Genomic DNA, 21,929 nt, shown 5'->3' with positions numbered 1-21,929 from the left:
ACAACAACTGATCGCATACAATGAAAAAAGGAACATCATATCTATTTTTGTTAACGGTATTTCTGCTTTTAACATCTTTTACAGTACATAAATTTTATTTGGGTATTTATCAAGTAAACTATGCTCCTGAAAAAAAGATGCTAGAAATTACATCGAGAATATTTATTGACGATCTAAACAAAGCACTTGAAAAAAAATACAAGAGAAAAGCTTTTCATATTGGGACGGCAGAGGAAACAGACGAGGAAGTGACCTTATTTAAAAAGTATTTAGCAGAAAATTTTATTGTAAAGATTAACGGCCAAGTCAAGCCAATCGTTTTTTTGAGCAAAGAAACAGCCGAGGACGATGTATTGGTTTGTTATTCTAAAATTGTTGCTGTTCCTAAAATGAATTCAATCGAAATTTTTAATGCAGTTTTAATAGATTGGAGCTCTGAGCAACAAAACATTACACATGTTACTGCATTTGGAACTAAAAAGACCATCCTCTTTACGGATTCGTCAAGAAACGGTGTGTTAAAATTTTAACAAACAACTGCTGTTTTACTAAAAATTATTATTTTCACAAACTGAAACAACTATAGTTTTATTTATGAAAAAAATATCCATACTTCTTTTTCTGCCTGCGCTTCTATTCGCACAAGAAAAAACTACCACAGTCGCTCCTAAACAACAAGGGAAATACGACACTAACAAGTTCAGCCAAATGTACGATTTATTAGCAACGCCTAATATGTTTCGTAATGCAGCGGGAGCGCCAGGACCAGCTTATTATCAACAACAAGCCGATTATAAAATCGATATTGAACTTGACGATAAAAACTCAAAATTAACAGGAGCTGAAACAGTTACCTATTACAACAACTCTCCGGATAGTCTAGAGTATCTTTGGGTTCAGTTAGATCAAAATCAAGCTGCCAAAGATTCTGAAACTCCATTGGCAGAAAGTGATAGAATCACACAAACTTTTCCAGCAGCAGGTTTTGCTGAAAAATTCTTGAAAAAAGATTTAGAACGTGGTTTCAACATCGAGTCAGTTAAAGATGTAAAAGGCAATATGATGTCGTACACGATTAACCATACAATGATGCGAATCAATTTGGCAAGTCCGCTTAAGCCGGGTACTTCAATGTCATTTTCAATCAAATGGAATTACAACATCAATAATTACCAAAAAGAAGGTGGGCGCTCAGGATATGAGTTGTTCGAAAAAGATGGTAACAAAATCTATGTAATTGCTCAATTCTATCCAAGAATGGCCGTTTACAATGATGTAGAAGGATGGCAAAATATGCAATTTTGGGGAAGCGGAGAGTTCGCTTTGCCATTTGGTAATTTTGACGTAAATATTACTGTTCCTGCTGACCACGTTATGGAAGCGACAGGAGACTTAATGAATAGGAGTGAAGTGTTTACTCCTGCACAAGTTAAGCGTTGGGAACTTGCTGAAAAAACATTTGATAAGCCTGTTGTTATCGTAACACAAGCCGAAGCTGAAGTAACTGAAAAAGGATTTTCAAACAAGAAAAAAACATGGAAATTCTCGGCTAAAAACGTTAGAGATTTTGGAATTGCAACTTCAAGAAAATTTATCTTAGATGCAATGGCAGTGAAGTTAAGTACTAAAAATGCAATGGCTGTTTCAATCTATCCTAAAGAAGCAAACCCACTTTGGGGAGAAACTTCTACGATTACAGTAGCACATACTTTAAAAAGCTACTCAGCGCATACATTTGACTATCCTTATCCTAAAGCAGTTTCAGTTTCAGCTGAAGACCAAGGTATGGAATATCCTATGATTTGCTGGAACTTTGGGCGTCCTGATGAAAACGGTGTGACATCGGAGCAAACTAAAAATGGAATGATGGGTGTGGTTATTCACGAAGTAGGTCACAACTTTTTCCCTATGATCGTAAATTCTGATGAGCGCCAATGGACTTGGATGGATGAAGGATTGAACTCGTTCATGGAATACATGGCTGAGCAAGAATTAGGAACTAATTTCCCTTCTAGACGTGGACCAGCTAAGAACATTGTTCCTTACATGAGTGGAGATCAAAAATTCTTAGAGCCTATTATGTCTAATTCAGAGACAATCATGCAGTTTGGTAATAATGGATACGGTAAGCCAGCAACCGCTTTAAATATCTTGAGAGAGACTGTAATGGGAAGAGAATTGTTTGACCATGCATTTAAAGTATATGCAAACCGTTGGAAATTCAAGCACCCTACTCCAGAAGACTTTTTTAGAACGATGGAAGATGCGTCTGCAGTAGATTTAGATTGGTTTTTTAGAGGATGGTTTTACTCAACTGATTTTGTAGATATTGGGATCAATAATGTTAAGCAATATTATGTTTCTGAAACCCCTTCAGAAGAGTTGAAAAATGCTAAAGTACGTCGTGGCCGTTTTGGACAAGACCCAGGACCATTTGTTTATTTAATCGAAGAAAACAATGCAGTCTTGAAAGCCAATCAAAAGAAAGGTTTGAAAGTAGAGGAAGTTAAATTGCTTTCTGATTACATGAATACCCTTTCTTCTGAAGAAAAAGGAACCTTAAAATCTCCTAAATACTTCTATGAAGTAGAGTTTAATAAGCCAGGAGGTTTAATTATGCCTATTCTTGTAGAGTTGACGTATGAAGATGGTACAACGGAGAACTTTAAATACCCTGCTCAAATTTGGAGAAAAGGGAATGATACCGCTAGAAAAGTATATGCTACTGAAAAAGCGATCAAGAAAATTCAAATTGACCCTAAATTAGAAACAGCTGATATTGATGTGACTAATAATACTTGGCCTAAGCAAGAAGTGAAATCTAAATTCGAATAATTAGAGCGCATAAAACAGAACTAAAGACCCTTTTGATAAGGGTCTTTTTTTATGAAAATTTTAAAAGACAAGTTTTTATAATTTGGTATATTTGCAGCAACAAAAACAAAAAGATATGTTCGGCATAGGTGGAGGAGAATTAGTTTTTATCATGTTCATAGTATTGATGCTTTTTGGTGCTGATAAAGTTCCTGAAATGGCTCGTACAATGGGTAAAGCAATGGCTCAACTTAAAAACGCAACTAATGATATAAAAAGTGAAATCCAAAAAGGAGCAGAGGCGAACGGTCTTGATGCAAAATCCCTTTCGGATATGACTGGAAATATAAATTCTCAAATTACTAAAGCCAAAGAGGATTTAATGGGTGATTCCGTTGTTCAAGCCACTAAAATCAAAGAGGATATTGATGATGCAATTGGTCCCGTAAAGCGCAGTAGGTAATGCTAGATCAATTACTTTCCCTAGACAGCCGCTTACTTGTATTTCTTAATGGTTTGGGTTCAGAAACCTTTGACGGATTGTGGTTATTTATTACAAAACAGCAATATTGGACTCCGTTTTTTCTATTGTTATTGTATGCGATTTATAAAAAAATAGGGACAAAGCAGTTTTTATATGTGATCCTTTTCATTACGCTCATCTTGGTTTTTACCGATCAAGTAACCAACCTATTCAAAAACAGTTTTCAACGTTTGCGACCATGCAATAGTCCCGATATTAATACGATTATTAGGGTAGTAAAAACTAGCGGTTCGTATAGTTTTTTCTCAGGACATGCAGCGAACAGTATGGCAGTAGCAACTTTCATATACCTGCTCATGAAATCGCATTTTAAGTACTTTTACTTGCTATTTTTATGGCCATTGGTTTTTGCTTACAGCCGTATATACTTAGGATTACATTATCCAATTGATATTTTGTGCGGGTATATGTTCGGCTTTTTGTCGGGCTATTCCTTTTATAAACTACATCAATATTGTCAAAAAAAGTATTTCCCACAATAGATTGTTAAGGAGCTTTTCTAGCTGTCATTGCAATCTTATTTCCTAAAATAATTTTTCTAAAATAAACAATAAAGGAGCTTCCGTTGGTCGCTCTTTTTTGTTTAGAAAAATTTATTTTATTTCATAAGGATTTTCATTACCATCTAGGCTAGGGAAATTTCCTCCGAATGGATTGACTGGTTCTTACAATACTCTACTTACCGTTAAGCCATCTCTAATCGGTAGTAAAACCGTCTCAACTCGTGTGTCGTTTTTAAGTAGCGCATTGTATTCCAGTAAAACTTGGGTGCTTACATCATTTTTTTGCAAAGGCTCTAGTACTTTACCACTCCATAGTACATTATCAGATAAAATAATGCCGCCCTTATTCATTTTCGGCACGATTAATTCCCAATAGTTGAGGTAGTTTTCTTTATCAGCATCGATAAAAACTAAATCAAATTTTAGATCTAAAGTTGGAATAATATCCACGGCGTTGCCTAAATGTTGTACAATTTGGTTTCCCCAAGGTGATTTGTCAAAATGCTTACGCTGAAAATCAATTAATTCTTCTTTAATGTCAATTGTATGTAATTGTCCCTTTTCTTGCATTCCCTCACACAAACACAAAGCAGAGTAACCCGTGTAGGTGCCAATTTCTAATATATTTACAGGACGAATTAATTTTGCTAACATGCTTAAAACTCGGCCTTGAAAGTGCCCGCTAAGCATGCGCGGTAAAAGAATTTTTTGGTAGGTTTCCTTATTTAACGCTGCCAGTAAAGCAGGTTCTTTTTCTGAGTGCTGTTCAATGTAATCTTCTAATTCTGGGGAAATAAAATGCATTGTAATTAATTTTTGAATCCCTGCAAAGTTATTAAAATATAAACTTGTTTTGATAGCGGTTTTAGATAATATTAGCGCTAAAAATGAAGCTAAATTAGGATATCAGGTTTGTCTTTGGGTTTAATAATGATGTTTAGGATTAAAAATCACATTAAATGCAGAGCATGATGTTAGCTCAAGTAAGTGGTGCTTTTTTAGAAGGAGAAACACCTAGTCTATTGGTTACTTGTAGTGCTGAATTTTGGGTGACCAATTGGCAATGTTGTCTTATAAAATAATAAAAATGCCATTTTTTTACTTTCCTGTATAGATTGTGATTGTTTTTGAACTGCTAATTTGGTGCGCAGTTATTTATTTAAAAGACCTGTATTTATAAGCTAGATTTAATTGGGTGTTTTTGTTTATCGATTCTTAATCATCTAATTTATAAAAACGAAAATTGGTCAATACCGAGGGGTAATTTGAATTGATAAATTAGTTTTTTAAAAACTTAATGAAATTTTAAAAATATTTTCAAAATTTTAAGATTTCATTAAGATGTTTTTGATTTTTATCTCTAATTTACTACTTTTACACCAAATTCGTTTTGTTGATTTGAGTATAAAACATCTGTAAACACTGCGTTTTAATTTCAATTAGAAAAATTATGGGAAAAAATTACGCTGCTGTATTACAGAAATTCAAGATCTCAAATAATCAGTTATTTTTTTGGGTAGTACTAATCACTTTTATCTTAGGTGGTAATAGAGGGTATGCGCAAAATTGTTCTGTCAATGCAGGAAATAGTAGAGCAATTTGTGCCAATAGCCCAGTTGTGTTTAATGGTGTAACTGAAGGAAAGATAGTAAGTTTTAAATGGACGCAAATTGCAGGCCCATCTGTTGTTATACAAAATCCTAATTCAGTTAATAGTGCGGTTCTAGGAACAGTAGGCGGTAATGCCTATACTTTTCGTTTGTCAGCAGTTTGTTTAGATGGGGTCACTACATTTCAAGATGTAACTTTTTTTATAGATCCTATAACTATTGCTAATGCTGGGGCTAAAGTCGAAGGTTGTCCTGGTACTTATGCCTTGTCAGCTAACGCTCCTACGAATCCTGGAGAAACGGGGTTATGGACAGTGAGTGGTCCTAACAGAGGAGGAGTGACTATAAATGACCCTACATCAGCTACCTCAACAGTTACTTTATCTAGTGCAGCTGCAGGAACTACACAGCTGGTTTGGACAATTACATCGCCTAGCTATTCTCATCCAACGTTGAATCCTAATACAAATTCATGTACATCGACATCATCTGTAAATGTAATTAATTACGGTGGGGAACAAACGGCTAACGCAGGTCCTGATCAAACATTATCTGAATGTTATACTGCTACACAAGGTACGGTTCTAGATGCATCTATTGGTGGGAATGGAACTGGAGGACAAGTTGGAACCTGGTCGTTCGTATCTGGTCCAGCTGTACCTACTATTGCTAATCCATCGAATCCGAATACTGGGGTTAGTAACTTAATTGAAGGAAGCTATGTTTTTAGATGGTCTGTTCAAGGACCATGTACCATGGGAACCGATACAGTGACTATAAATGTACCTCCTGCTACACAAGAGGTTACTACTGCCGGTGGTACAAATATCAATCAAAGATTTTGTGATCCAAGTATTCTATCGACTGTTTTAGAAGGAAATACTCCTAGGTTTGCAGGTGAAACGGTACTGTGGACGACGAATGCACCCGGAGTAACTATAGAGTCTCCTAATAGTCCAACGACTGTAGTTAGTGGGTTTAACTTTCCTAACACAACTAATTACACATTTACGTATACAATTTTTGGAAATAGTGCTGTTAATCCAAATTGCAGTGACTCCCGAAATTTTACGGTAAGATATTCGCCTACGATAACCACTATATCTCTAAATGGAGGTGTAGATACGGTGTATTTACCAGTAAATGACACCTCAGGAAGTGTTCCTATCACTGTTTCAGGAGGGACTAATTATCAGGCGATATTTGTAAACGGTCCTATTACGCCTGCTCAATCTAACTTAACTTTCAGTGGTAATAATTTTAACTTTTCAGGTTTAACAACCGCAGGAACTTACACTTTTAGGGTTAGAAGATTTACAGGTGGAAGTTATGGCACGGGATGTTCTGAAGCATTTGCTGATATCAATGTAGTAGTTTCATTTAGTCCAGCAACTTCAAATGCAGGGACTTCGGTGGCGTTAGCATGTGGTGTTAAGACAACGCAATTAGCAGGAAATGATCCAGCAACACTTTCGCCTCCGGGATTAACTGGTTTTTGGTCTCAAGTAAGTGGTCCTAATACAGCGACATTTGATGATTACAATGTAAATAATCCTGTAATTACGGGATTAGTTTCTGGAATCTATGTTTTTAGATGGAACTTATATGGAGGTCCAGATGCAGTAAATACTTTCAGCGAAGCTTCAATCACAGTTTCAGATCCGCCAGTATCTGTGGGAGGTGCGACTCCAGTATTAGTTTGTGCCGGAAGTTATACATTTGGAGCACAAGCTCTAGTTCCTGGTCAAACCGGCTTATGGACTCAAATAGATAGTAATCCAGCCGTTACCTTCGCAGATGCTACTGATCCTACAACCTACGCATCAGGACTTCAAATAAATAGTGCATATAATTTTAGATGGACAGTTAATGGTGCAGCCAATTCAGGTTGTAATCCTAGTTCTAGTGATGTTGTTGTAAATACAACTGAATTTTCATCACCATCGCCAGCAGTGGCAGGAAGCGATATTTGTTTACCGTCGGGAACTACAACAACTTTGTTAGCAGCTACGGCGCCCTTAGTGGGTAAGGGGATTTGGACTCAGGTAGATGCAAACCCAGCAGTGACTTTTGCTGATGATGAAAGTGCTACGACTTCAATTTCAGGTTTAACAGATGGAATATATCAGTTCAGATGGACAACATCATCTGATCCTCTATGCGCTTCTTTTTCGGATACCGTTACAGTTACTATTGCAGCAGTGCCAACATCAGCCGCAGGACCTAATCAAAATGTTTGTGCCAATAGCGCAGGTGATTCGGTGCAAATGAATGCTAATGTTCCAAGCACGGGATTAGTAGGTACTTGGGTACAGGTTTCGGGGAGCAGCACGTATACTGTGGATAATGTAAATAGTCCAACAGCCACTTATTCGAATCTAGTTCCAGGGAACTATGTATTTAAATGGGTAGTAAAAAGAGGGACTTGTGACGAAGCGTCAAGCGAAATGAGTTTTAAAGTTAGTTTACCGCCTACTGCTGCCACTGTTTTAGCGCCAGAATTAACGGTTTGTGGTACTTCAACTACACTTAATGGAAATGCAATTACAGCTGGTATCGGGACATGGCAAGTTGTTTCAGGACCAAATAATCCTACTATAGCAAATTATAATGCAGGAAACAGTCCGATTTCTAACTTAACAACAGGAAGGTATATTTTAAATTGGATTAGTAAAAACGGACCAGCTTGTGCCGCTTCTTCTGCTACTTTAACATTAATTGTATCTGCACCTGCAAATGCGGGACCAGATCAAAATTTATGTAATAAGACAGAGGTTTTATTGCAAGGGACACAAGGCTCTTCTGGTGCATGGACTAAAACTGCTGGAGGTGCAAGCACAATAACTTTTATTTCTTCTTCAACAGCTAGAGCTACAATAGAGGCAGGCGGTACGTATACTTTTTAATATGAAATTTCTGATGGTGTTTGCCCTGAATCGACTGATAACATGACGGTTACTAATAGTGCTTTGCCTACAACACCCAATGCAGGTCTTGATCAATCAATTTGTCTTTCTGGTGGAAATTCAATTACATTAAATGGTAATGAAATAACATCAGGAACAGGGAAATGGTCCATAGTGAGTGGTCCTTCTGGAGCCACTATCACCACTCCTAGTTTGTATAATAGTGCGTTTACTGGTTTATCAGAAGGTGTATATATTCTAAATTGGACCGCTAGTAATGGAACTTGTAATGATTTTAACGATGTAGTTCGAATTAACGCATATGAACCACCAAGTACTGCAAATGCTGGCGCTGACCAAACAGCTTGTCAACTAGCAACGCAGCTTGATGCTGTTACTCCTACAAAAGGAATTGGGAAATGGACATTAACTACTGATCCTTCATCAGGAGGGATTGTAATTGATAGTCCAAACGATCCAAAATCTAAATTAACTATTGCAAATCCATACTTATTACCGGTTGGGGATTATGTTTTCACTTGGACTGTTTCTAATGGTCCTGTATGTGCTGTGAGTACTGATACAGTAATAATTACCTACACAGGTGCACCTCCTACGCCCGCGAATGCAGGTCCAGATCAAAAGTTATGTGGAGTTACAAGTACAGTCATGAATGCTAATCCAGTAAATCCTGGTACAGGAACATGGACGCAAGTTTCAGGACCAAGTACCGTGGTTTTTTCAAATAAATTTGAAGCTAAATCTTCAGTTTCAGGTTTAACAACGGGAGAATACATTTTAAAATGGACAAGTTCAAATGGTGGTTGTAATCTTGAGGATACGATGAAAATCACGATCAGTCCAGTTGTAGCCAATGTAGAGGCTGGCCCAGATCAAACAGTAAATGAATTTGAAGCTATTAGCATGGCCGCTGTTAATCCAACTCCTAATACGGGAACTTGGACATTTGTATCGGGACCAAATACGCCGGCAATATTAGATAGTAATAGTCCTACTACTCAAATTGCAGGAACTATTCCAGGTACTTATGTTTTTAGATTTACAGTTTCAAATGATACTTGCGATAATGTATCTGATACCGTATCGATAACAATAATAGGTAAGACAGATTTAAGTTTATCAAAATCAGCTAGTTCTTTAGCACCTAAAGTGGGCGATATTGTAACTTTTACAGTTGCGGTAAAAAATGAAGGGAATAGAGACGGTAGCGGAATAGCGGTATCAGATGTTTTGCCAGCTGGTTTGTCATTAGTTGCAGGTACTGTCTCTAATGCGGGTACATACAATGTTGGAAACAATTCGATAAACTGGGCAGGTTTAACTGTTGCTGATAAGGCAACACTAAACTTAACCTATAAAGTGAAAGTAAATGCTCCAACAGGAGTTGCAAATGAATATAGAAATACAGCCCAAATAACTGCAAGTAATTTGGTGGACCCAGATTCTACGCCAAATAACGATGTACCTACAGAAGATGACCAAAGCTCAGTAACTTTAGCACCAACACCTACGGTAGATATTGTTATTACTAAAACAGCCAATACAGCGACACCAAAAGTTGGATCAACAATCACTTTTGCTCTTGAAGTTAAAAACAATGGTCCAAGTAATGCAACGGGAGTTACAGTGACTGATATTATACCATCAGGTTATACGTATAATGGATCGAGCAGCACTACGGGAACTATTGATAGTACTAGTCCTGCTACAACAGGTCTTGTTTGGAATATTGGTGCTCTGGATAAAGATGCTACTGTAACAATGTCTATAACAGCGATAGTAAAAGCTACAGGTACGTATACAAATTCAGCTTCGGTTGTAAGTACAAGTACCGAAACAGACTCAAACACAACAAATAATACTAGCTCAGTAACACCTATTCCTGTTGCAGTAGCTAATTTAAGTTTGACTAAGGCTATTAGTCCTGTAAAAGTAGAATATGAGGTAGGTTCTGAGGTTACTTTTACAGTTAATGTTAATAATGCCGGACCAAGTAATGCAACAGCAGTTTCAGTAGTTGATTATTTGCCATCAGGATATACGTATGTAAGTCATACTGCAACGGGTAACTATGATCGTAATTCAGGTGCTTGGACAATAGGAACAATTACTAATGGGTCAAATGCAACCTTAGTAATTGTGGCAAAAGTTAATGCGAGTGGTGATTACAGGAATGTTGCTGAAATAGTACATTCTGATCAAATAGACAATAACTCAACGCCAGGTAATAACGTTCTTGCCGAAGATGATCAAGAACAAGTTGTTATTGCAGTTAAACAAATAGCTGATTTGACATTATCCAAAACAGTAGATAATGCAAATCCTAGAGTAGGAGATAATGTGAAGTTTATTGTTGCGTTAAGTAATGCAGGTCCTAGTGATGCGACTGCAGTTACAGTAAACGATAAACTACCAGTAGGCTATACTTTTGTAAGTTATACATCGACTTCTGGAACCTATAATTCTGGTTCTGGAGACTGGACGTTGTCTGGAAAAGTTTTAAATGGTAAAACCGAATATTTAGAAATAGTTGCCAAAGTTAATGCACCCACAAACACATTAAATCAATACAGGAATACGGCGCAAGTAACGGCCAGCGGAACAACTGATCCAACTTCAACACCAAATGATGGTACGGGAGATGATTTTTCATTCGCTAGTACGATACCAACACCCTTGATAGATTTGTCATTGACTAAAGCTGTTGATAATGTATCGCCTTTAGTAGGGTCGAATGTAACATTTACTATAAGAGTAGCAAATGCTGGACCTAGCACTGCTACCGGAATTCAAGTTAAAGATATTATACGTAGTGGTTACACTTTTGTAAGCGCTAGCGCAACCTCTGGAACAATCGATAGTAGCGATCCTACAGCTGGAGGTTTACTATGGTCTATTCCAACTCAATTAACCGGAGGAAATGCCGTACTAACAGTTATTGCAACAGTGAATCCTACAGGAGACTTTAAAAACGTAGCTCAGATTATCGCTGCTAATGAAACGGATGTTGATTCTACACCAAACAATAATGTATTAGCCGAAGATGACCAAGACGAAGTGACTACTTCTCAAGTACCATTAATCGATTTAAGTTTAACAAAGGTTGTTGACATTGCTGAACCAAACGTAGGGGATAATGTAGTTTTTACAATTACTGTAAAAAACACGGGTCCAAGTGCTGCAACTGGAGTTGTGGTTACGGATAAATTACCAACAGGATATCAATATGTTAGTTTTACTGCTACTCAAGGTAATTATGTGCCTACAACAGGATCTTGGACAATTGGTGCTATGCCTAGCTCTACAACAGCAGTGGTTACATTAAATATAACAGCAAAAGTATTAGCTGAAGGAAATTATAATAATATTGCGGAGGTTACAGGAGCTAACGAAGTAGATAGTAATTCTACTCCCGCAAATAATGATTCTGAGGAGACGGATCAGGATGAAGCTTTTGTTACTCCTAAACCAATTGCTGATTTATCAGTAACTAAATCAGTTAATATTTCTAATCCAGTTGTAGGTAAAAATGTTGTGTTTACTATTGCAGTAGCTAATGCAGGACCTAGCACAGCTACAGGCGTTATAATCGAAGATAAATTACCTAGTGGTTACGAGTTTGTTAGTGCAGTTCCAAGTATTGGAATGTACAATTCGACATCTGGTTTATGGACTGTTTCTAGACCAATTGTTGCTGGGTTTTCTGAGTCAATACAAATCACGGCCAAAGTGCTTGCGACAGGAAATTATTCGAATACTGCTTCAGTGAATGCAAGTGGTCAAACAGATCCTATTTCAACAAACAATACAGCAGTTACAACGACAACGCCAACTGCTTCAGTTGATCTTGTAGTAGTAAAAAGAATAAATAATACTACTCCAGATGTAGGCGCTTTAGTCACGTTTACGGTTGATGTAACTAATAACGGACCAAGTGCTGCTACCGCAGTAGTAGTAAATGATAAATTAAAATCAGGATACAATTATTTAAGTGACACGAGTGGTGGTTCTTATGACGCTGGAACAGGCGATTGGACAATTGGTGCTTTAGCAAGTGGAGCAACAGCAACCTTAACTATATCCGCTACTGTAAATGCAGCAGGTGATTATGGAAATACGGCTACAGCTAGTAGTTTTGAAGCAGAAAGTACTCCTGCAAATAATACCACTACCATTTCAAGCACGCCAAGAGCCGTTGCTAAACTGAGTTTGACTAAACTGCTTACGAATGGGCCTTTAAAGGTAGGTGAAAATGCAATTTTTGAAATAGTAGTTACTAATGCTGGTCCTAGTGATGCTACAGGCGTTGCAGTACTAGATAAATTACCTTCTGGATTCGAATTTGTAAGTGCAACACCTCAAGGGACGTCGACTTATGATGATGCTAATGGAGCTTGGGCTATTGGTGCAATAGCAAATGGAGCAACAGCAACACTACGTATAACAGCAAAAATACTAGCTACTGGTAATTATACGAACGTTGCAGAAATTAGTGCTTCCAATCAATTTGATCCTAACTCAATACCAGGGAATAATAATCCGATCGAAGATGATCAAAGCCAAGTAACAGTTAGACCGGAACCTATTGCTGATTTATCGGTTGCAAAGACTGCTAATACATTAGCTCCAGCAGTAGGCAGCAATGTGGTCTTTACTGTTGTCGTTAAAAACGAAGGGCCAAGTGCAGCAACAGGAGTTGTTTTAAAAGATGTATTAGCTAGCGGTTATCAGTTTGTAAGTGCAGTTCCTAGTTCAGGATTGTACACTGTAGCAGATGGTCTATGGACACTTTCGAGACCTATTGCTTCAGGGACTTCAGAAACGATTCAAATTACCGCAAAAGTATTGGCGACAGGAGTTTATAAAAATGACGCACAAGTTACTAATAGTGATCAATTAGATCCTGATTCAACACCCGATGACGGAGCTGGAGATGATTTTGCGACCGTGACTCCAGTACCTACTGCTCTAGTTGATTTGGTAGTAGTTAAAAGAATTAATGATGCCGTGCCGAATGTAGGTGCTACAATTGCCTTTACAATAGTAGTTACAAACAATGGACCAAGTACGGCTACATCAGTACTTGTAAATGACAAATTAAAATCAGGATATACTTACTTAAGTCATACTGGTACAGGTGCTTATGATGCAGGAACTGGTGTATGGACAATTGGTACTTTAGCTAGTGGGTCATCTACCACCTTGAATATTTCTGCTACTGTAAATGCAGCAGGTGATTATGGAAATACGGCTACAGCTAGTAGTCTTGAAGCTGAAAGCACACCTGCTAATAATGTGTCTACGGTCATAAGTACGCCAAGACCAGTTGCAAGTTTAAGCTTAAGTAAAGCGATTGTAAATGCACCTCTTAAAATAGGTGACAATGCAATTTTTGAATTAGTTGTTACTAATGCTGGTCCTAGTGATGCTACAGGCGTTGCAGTAGTTGATAAATTACCATCAGGATTTACATATGTGAGTGCAACTCCTCCTGGAACATCGACATACAATAGCACTACTGGTGCTTGGGATATTGGAGCAATAGCAAATGGAGCAACAGCAAAAATACGTATAACAGCAACAGTATTAGCGACTGGTAATTATACTAATGTGGCAGAAATTTCTGCTTCAAATGAATATGATTTAAACTCAATACCAGGTAATAATAATCCACTAGAAGATGATCAAAGTCAGGTAACCGTAATTCCAGAGAAAATAGCTGATTTATCATTATTGAAAAAAGTAGATATTGCAACTCCTAGAGTGGGAGATAATGTGAAATTTACACTTGAATTAAACAATGCAGGGCCAAGTGATGCAACAGCTGTTGTAGTAAATGACTTGTTGCCTGCAGGGTATTCAGTTGTGAGTTATACTACAACTTCTGGAAGCTACGACGCAGATTCTGGAGACTGGACATTATCAGGAAATGTTTTAAAAGATAAAAAAGAATTTTTAGAAATAGTAGCCAAAGTAAATCCAATTACGGGTGCAGCAAACGAGTATAAAAATAATGCTCAAGTTGCAGAAAGCGGAACAAAAGATCCAGATTCGACCCCTAATGATGGTATTGGAGATGATTTTTCAACAGCAAGTACTGTTCCTACAGCATTAATTGACTTGTCGTTAACTAAATCAGTAGATGTTGTATCTCCTGTAGTAGGATCGAATGTAGTTTTTACTGTTAAAGTGGCTAATGCTGGACCAAGTACAGCAACCGGAATAGAAGTTACAGATGTGTTGCCATCAGGTTATACATTTGTTAGCGCAACTCCTTCGGCTACATACAATGGAACAATTTGGACAATTCCAAGTATTGCAAAAGGTAGTTCTGCTACTTTAACCATAACGGCTAAAGTAAATGCTTCAGGTATCTATAAAAATGTTGCCGAAGTAACTAAAGCTAATGAAACAGACATAGATTCAACGCCGGGGAATAATTTATTAGCCGAGGATGACCAAGATGAGGTAACTACTTCTCAAATCCCATTAATTGATTTGAGTTTAAATAAAGCTATTTTAGGAGGTTTAACTCCAAATGTAGGTCAAAATGTTACATTTAGAATTAGAGTTGCTAATGCAGGACCAAGTACAGCTACGGGTGTAGTGGTTACTGATAAATTACCAACAGGTTACGAATTTGTTAGTGCTACACCTTCTCAAGGTACTTATGTGTCCACATCAGGATCTTGGACTGTTGGGAATGTAGTAAATGCAGGAAGTGCATCAATTGATATTGTTGCTAAAGTATTAGCAACAGGTAATTATAACAATATTGCGGAAGTTACTGGAGCTAATGAGGTTGATAGTAATTCAACTCCAGGAAATAATGATGCAACTGAGAATGACCAAATGGAGGTTGTTGTTAAACCGATGGAATTGGCTGATGTATCAGTTATGAAAACGGTCGATAATGAAACGCCAGTGGTAGGTTCAAATGTTGTGTTTACTATAAATGTAAAAAATGAGGGTCCAAGTACCGCTACCGGAGTTGTTATCCAAGATGTATTGCGTAGCGGATATGAATTTGTCAGCGCAACCCCTACTGCAGGAGTGTACAATAGAACAACTGGTTTATGGACAGTTTCTCGACCAATAGTTCAAGGTACTACAGAATCGATTCTTATAACCGCTAAAGTTTTGGCGACCGGAGATTACGGGAATACTGCGTTAATAAACGCGAGTAATCAAACAGATCCAGTTACAACTAACAATTCGTCAACAATAAATACTACACCATCTGCTTTAGTAGATTTAGTAGTTGCTAAAAGAATTAGTAATGCAAGACCAGATGTTGGTTCTACAGTTGTATTTACAGTAGACGTAACGAATAATGGACCAAGTGCAGCTACATCAGTAGTGGTTACAGATCAACTGCTTTCAGGATACACCTATTCGAGTGACACGGGAGCTGGTGCTTATAGTGCTGGGACTGGATTGTGGACAATTGGAACATTAGCAAATGGTGCAACTAGAACTTTAACGATTACAGCTACTGTAAATGCAGTAGGTGATTATGGAAATACTGCAAAAGCTTCAAGTACTGAAGCAGATAGTAATCTTGCAAATAATAGCACAACTATTGCTAGCTTACCAAGAGCTGTTGCGGATTTGAGGTTGACTAAAGAGGTTCAAAATCAATCCATCAATGTACGTCAGAATGCAGTTTTTAACTTAGTAATTACCAACGCTGGTCCAAGCGCAGCAACAAATGTGGTTATTACCGATAAATTACCATCGGGTTATGCATTTGTAAGTGCAATTGCATCAGGTACAACAACATATTCAAGTACATCAGGTGCATGGGTTGTTGGATCACTAGCAAGTGGAGCTACAGCTACTTTGTCTATGACAGTAAAAGTATTAGCCACTGGAGAGTATACTAACGTTGCTCAAGTGACAGGATCAGATCAATTTGATCCAAACTCTATTCCTAATAACAACAATCCTGGGGAAAATGATCAAGCGCAAGCTTTTGTTACGCCAATTAATGAGGCTAACTTGGTTACAGTAAAAACGGTTTTGGCTGTGAATGTAGCAGGTATTTCGGCATCAAACCCTAATGAAGGAGACACAATCAAGTACCGTCTTGTAGTCACTAATAATGGTGGGCCTACAAATGCGACAGCTGTATCACTTACAGATTTACTTCCTGCCGGAGTAACTTTTGTTTCGTACAATGCAACTTCAGGAGTGTACAATTATGGTTCAGGAATTTGGACTATTGGTAACATAAATGTGAATAGTAGTGCAACTTTAGAAATTACTGTTAAAGTAAATGTGGGCACTAAAGGAACAACGATTACCAATGTAACAACCGCAGCTAAAGGAGATCAAACGGACCCAAGCACAGTAGGTGATGATCTTACAGAGACGATTGTTGTAAGTAAGCCGCCAGTTGCTACTAATGACAGTAACAATGGAAATACACCAAATAATCCTTCTAAGCCAATTATTATAGTTGCAAATGATATTTTGCAAGATGGTACTCAAGCTACGCCTGCAAAAACAATAGTAGATCTTGATCCTAGTACTCCAGGTGCAGATAATTCATTATTTGTTCCAGGTCAAGGTACTTGGAATTACGATCCAACTTCGGGTGTATTGATCTTTAATCCTATTGCAGGATTTACAGCTGACCCTACTCCCTTAGTTTACAAATTGACTGAAGCAGCTACTGGATTAAGTAGCACTGCAACTGTAACTGTAGATTATGATATTTTAGTACCAAAAGCATTTGATGATGTTAGCAACGGAAATCCTATCAACACTGCAGTTACGGTTAATCCGTTAATCAATAATGGATTTGGAGTAGATGTTGATCCTGATGGATCTATAATTGCATCGACTGTAAGTTTAGTAGTCCCTACAGGTGCGACATCGGTAGTTACTGATGCCAATGGTGATGTAACTAGTTTCGATGTTCCTGGAGAAGGAAAGTGGAGTGTGAACCCAATAAGTGGTTTAATCACTTTTACACCATTGACTACTTTTCATAAAGACCCAACGCCAGTTCAATACAACGTTGAGGATAACGATGGTAATCAGTCTAACAATGCAACCGTAACAATAGACTATGTACCAGTTGCTACAAAAGATAAAAATAGTGTACCAGGAGTGGCTGGTTCGCCAGTGGTAATAAATGTTATAACAAATGATATTACTGGTGATTTAGTCAAAGCTTCAACGGTGGTGTTAAATGCATCAAGTGTTGGAGGGGTTCAAGTGAGTCCTAATGAGGTTTCTTTAGCAGGAGTTGGAAAATGGGTTGCAGACGCAAGTGGAAATGTTACTTTTACACCAGTTGCAGGCTATACCTTAGATCCTCCAGTTATCTCTTATACAGTAAAAGATGACGAAGGAAATAGTTCAAATGCTGCAACAATAACAATTGATTATGCTCCGATTTCAAGACCTAATGTGTCTATCGGAAACCCTATCAATACGCCAGTTGTGGTTAATGTTATTGCAAATGATACTACGGGAGATCTAGTTGATCCAACCACAGTAAGCTTAGTGAATCCAGGAAACGCTACAAACATTGTGACAGATGCTAATGGTGATATTACAAGTCTTGTAATTCCTGGTGAAGGAACTTGGAACGTTGATCTAGTGACTGGAGCAGTAACATTTACTCCAAATCCTGGTTTCATTACGAACCCAACTCCAATTAATTATAATGTGGAGGATAGGCAAGGAAATCAATCTAACAATAGTTTGATTACAATACAAATGGTACCTCAAGCTGATTTAGTAGTTACTAAAACAGATAACAAAGAGAAGTATACACCTGGAACAAATAGTGTTTATACCATTGTGGTTAAAAACAATGGTCCAGCAGTAGCTACAAATGTGGTAGTGCTAGATGACATTACTAGTCCAATTCTAGAAGCTGTAACCACATGGTCAGCGGTAGGAACTGGAGGAGCAGTACCGCCAAATGCAACAGGAACTGGAGACATTACAGCTGCTAATGCTACGATAGCAACAATTGCTGTTGGTGAATCTGTAACGTATACTGTAACAATTGCAGTACCAAGTAGTTTTACTGGTCAAATTTCAAATACAGCTAGCGCAACGTCAGCTGTTCAAGATCCAAATTTGGCAAATAATAGCCAAACAGATATTGATACTATGAATGCTTTGGCCGAAATTGCTTTGACTAAAACAATTGTAGGCGCTACTCCTCATTATGTAGGGGATAATTTAACATTCTTGATCAGCGCTATAAACAATGGACCAAGTGATGCTACGGGAGTAAACGTGGTAGATAAGTTACCTAGTGGATATAGTTTTGTAAGTGCAACTCCTAGTGTTGGTACATATAATTCATCTAATGGATTGTGGGATTTAGGAAGCTTAACTAATAGGTCGAGCGCAACATTAACCGTAATTGCAAAAGTTAATGCAACAGGAAATTATACTAACGTAGCCGAAGTAACTAAAGTAAATCAGCTTGATCCTAACGGAATCATTCATGGAAACAATACACCTGGTGAAATTGATCAAGCCGATGTAACAATTGTTCCTGCTGAAAAAGTTGATTTGGTTACAACCAAAACGGTAGATAAATCAAACCCTAATCAAGGAGATACAATTAAGTACACTTTGACAGTTGTTAATAAAGGACCTAGTGTAGCTACAGGCGTTCGATTGACGGATAATTTGCCAGTAGGTACTGCTTATGTTGCGCATGTAGCAACTGGAGGCACAGTGAATACGTATTCAGGAGGTCTATGGACAATTGGAAATATGAATAGTGGTTCTTCGGCAACTTTAGTTATTGAAGCTAAAGTAACTGCTGCAGGTACAGCTGCTCAAACACCAATTGTAAATACGACAACTGCTGCGACGGGGAATGAATTGGATCCAACTACTGTTGGCGACGATTTAACCGAGCCAATTACGGTAACGAGCGCTGACTTAGTAACTGAAAAAACAGTAAGTAACTCAAATCCTGGTGAAACGGAAACCATTACGTACACTATAAAAGTGACGAATAACGGACCAAATTTAGCAACAGCTGTTCGTGTTACAGATATTCTTCCAATTGGAGTTACCTATATTAGTAACAACCTAGGAGGTGATTACAATTATGGTTCAGGTCTGTGGACAGTAGGAGATATAGCAGTTGGAGCTACCAAAGTTCTTAACATTAATGTAACTCCTAATCTTGGTACTGCAGGTAAAACAATTATAAATACAACTACTGCAGCAAAAGGTGATCAATCAGATCCAACAACTTTAGGCGATGATTTGAATGAATCAATTGTAGTTAAAAATAGTGCTGATATTGTATTAACTAAAACGGTAGATAATAATGCTCCTAATATTGGAGACATCATTTCCTATACCGTTACTGTAACTAATAACGGTCCAATTGACGTTACCAATTTAGTGATTAAAGATAAATTGCCAGCTGGATTAAGCTTCTTTTCTGCGACTCCAGGGAAAGGAGTTTGGTCGGAGCCGAATTGGAATGTTGGAACATTGTTACCAGGTGCTAAAGCTTCAATTGTTATAAAAGCAGTTGTAGGGTTAGATCAAGGTGGTAACATTCTGTTAAATACCGTATCGAATACCCAAGATCAGATTGATTCAAATTTAACTCCAGACGATCCTTCAGAATCGGTGACTGTGACAGGTCTCGATTTAGGAGTTTTGAAAACAGTAAGTAATGCAACGCCTAATGTTGGTGAAACGATTACCTATACCATTAAAGTAACAAATAATGGTATTAGCGACGCTACAAGTGTAAGCATAACCGATAGATTGCCTGTTGGAGTTACTTTTGTTAGTAGTGCAGTAACCAAAGGATTATATAACAATGGTTCGGGATTATGGACTATTGGTGATTTAGCAAATGGTTCCATTGCAACACTTACTATAAGGGCTACCGTTAACGGAGGTACTTTTGGAAATACAATTACAAATACAACGTCTGCAGTTACGTCAGATCAAGCTGATTCTAATGTTGGAAATAACATTGGTTCTGTTTCAATCGTTCCAACAGCATTTATTGATTTGAGTTTGACAAAAGAAGTGGTAGCAAATGTGACCAATCCTGCTGTAGGTGAAGTGATCACTTTTGAAGTTAGAGTATTAAATGATGGTCCATCAAGAGCGACAGGTGTTCAAGTGGTAGATTTAATACCGTCAGGGTATAAATTTGTAAACTATAGCTCGACTATCGGAACATATACTCCTGCAACAGGTCTATGGAATATTGGTTTCGTTGAGGTGGGTAACACTGCGGTCTTATTGGTAGATGTGAAAGTGCTTGATTCAGGTAACTACTTGAATTGTGCCGAAATTACAAAAGCCAATGAGATAGATGTTGACTCTACTCCAGGAAACGGGAATGTGGCAGGAGATGATGATTATGCTTGCGCATCTGCTCCGCCTAATCAAAGTGTAGATCTTGCAGTTGTGAAAACAATATTAAAAGGTCAGGTGAACCCGAAAGTGAACAGTGCAATATCTTTCGAAATCCTATTAACCAACAACGGCAATATCGATGCGACTAATGTAGTTGTTGCAGACTTATTACCATCAGGTTATACATTCGTAAATTATAGTTCAACAAAAGGAATTTATGATTACAAAACGGGGGATTGGAAAGTTTCCAAAATTGTAAACGGTGATACTGAGATATTGATTGTTGATGTCATCGTAAACGAATCGGGAGATTACTTGAATTGTGCTAAAATTAAATCATTGACTCAAGTGGATACAAATCCAGCTAACAACTCTAGTTGTGTAGCTACGGTCCCAGTAGCGATTATAGATTTAGAATTAGCGAAAGAAGTTGATATCTTGAAACCGTTTGCGGAGACTAATGTTGAGTTTACGATTACCTTGACTAATAAAGGTCCTAGTAAAGGAACTGGAGTTCAAGTAAAAGATTTGCTACCAAATGGAATGACCTATGTGAGCGCAACTCCAAGTATTGGAACGTACAATGCGATTACAGGGATATGGAATGTGGGTACAATTGGTATTCAAGCTGTAGAAACATTAAAAGTAGTAGCGCTTGTTCTCCCAGTTGGAGATTTTACAAATGTTGCTGAAGTTATTGCAGCTAATGAACTTGATGTTGATTCAACTCCAAACAATAATAAGTTGCTAGAGGATGATCAAGATGCTGTAACATTAGAACCAGAAATTTCATTAGTACTCTCTGAAGGATTTACTCCAAATGGAGATGGTGTAAATGATGTTTTCGAAGTACAACATCTACAAGTTTTATATCCAAACTTTAGTATGGAAATCGTAAATAGATATGGTAACATTGTGTACCAATACAAACATAACGGTGATAAATTTAAAACACCAAAATGGTGGGATGGTTATTCAACAGGAAGATGGAATGTATCGAATGAGATGCTTCCAGCGGGAACTTATTTCTATACCATTTATTTCAATAATGATGATAGAAAACCGCAAACTGGTTGGATATATTTAAGAAGATAAAACAATAAAGTAAAGGGAGAGGTTCGCTATAAAGACCTCTCCTTTTTAAAATTTAAAA

General features: G+C 37.6%; 7 protein-coding genes. 6 read left to right on the top strand and 1 reads right to left on the bottom strand.

The window, feature by feature from the left end; all coding sequences use genetic code 11:
• Positions 1 to 20: 20 nt before the first annotated feature.
• The 4 genes from ACZ2G0_RS00905 to ACZ2G0_RS00890 all read left to right on the top strand — a co-directional run bounded on the left by ACZ2G0_RS00905 (position 21) and on the right by ACZ2G0_RS00890 (position 3,840).
• On the top strand, positions 21 to 530 hold the full coding sequence (locus tag ACZ2G0_RS00905) for a DUF6702 family protein (RefSeq protein WP_470308592.1): 510 nt from the start codon (positions 21 to 23) through the stop codon (positions 528 to 530).
• Between the two features lie 64 nt (positions 531 to 594).
• Complete coding sequence (locus ACZ2G0_RS00900) at positions 595 to 2,835, top strand: M1 family metallopeptidase (RefSeq protein ID WP_470308591.1); 2,241 nt, start codon at positions 595 to 597, stop codon at positions 2,833 to 2,835.
• Positions 2,836 to 2,950: 115 nt separating this feature from the next.
• Positions 2,951 to 3,277 carry a Sec-independent protein translocase subunit TatA/TatB gene (locus tag ACZ2G0_RS00895; protein ID WP_300288638.1) on the top strand — a complete coding sequence of 109 codons (327 nt, stop codon included), beginning with the start codon at positions 2,951 to 2,953 and terminating at the stop codon, positions 3,275 to 3,277.
• Complete coding sequence (locus ACZ2G0_RS00890) at positions 3,277 to 3,840, top strand: phosphatase PAP2 family protein (RefSeq protein WP_470308590.1); 564 nt, start codon at positions 3,277 to 3,279, stop codon at positions 3,838 to 3,840. Before ACZ2G0_RS00895 ends, ACZ2G0_RS00890 begins: the two co-directional genes overlap by 1 nt.
• Positions 3,841 to 4,023: 183 nt before the next feature.
• Here ACZ2G0_RS00890 and ACZ2G0_RS00885 read toward each other — a convergent pair whose 3' ends face one another.
• Positions 4,024 to 4,665 carry an O-methyltransferase gene (locus ACZ2G0_RS00885; protein ID WP_470308589.1) on the bottom strand — a complete coding sequence of 214 codons (642 nt, stop codon included), beginning with the start codon at positions 4,663 to 4,665 and terminating at the stop codon, positions 4,024 to 4,026.
• 646 nt (positions 4,666 to 5,311) lie between these two features.
• Between ACZ2G0_RS00885 and ACZ2G0_RS00880 the strand changes: the two genes are divergently transcribed.
• Both ACZ2G0_RS00880 and ACZ2G0_RS00875 read left to right on the top strand, forming a co-directional pair.
• Positions 5,312 to 8,377: a PKD domain-containing protein gene (locus ACZ2G0_RS00880; RefSeq protein WP_470308588.1), complete on the top strand. Its 3,066-nt coding sequence runs from the start codon at positions 5,312 to 5,314 to the stop codon at positions 8,375 to 8,377.
• Between the two features lie 42 nt (positions 8,378 to 8,419).
• Positions 8,420 to 21,871: a T9SS type B sorting domain-containing protein gene (locus tag ACZ2G0_RS00875; protein ID WP_470308587.1), complete on the top strand. Its 13,452-nt coding sequence runs from the start codon at positions 8,420 to 8,422 to the stop codon at positions 21,869 to 21,871.
• The last annotated feature ends 58 nt before the right edge of the window (positions 21,872 to 21,929 follow it).

It is taken from the genome of Flavobacterium sp. KKT103 (assembly GCF_055640565.1).
This window is presented reverse-complemented; position numbering and strand designations above follow the sequence as displayed.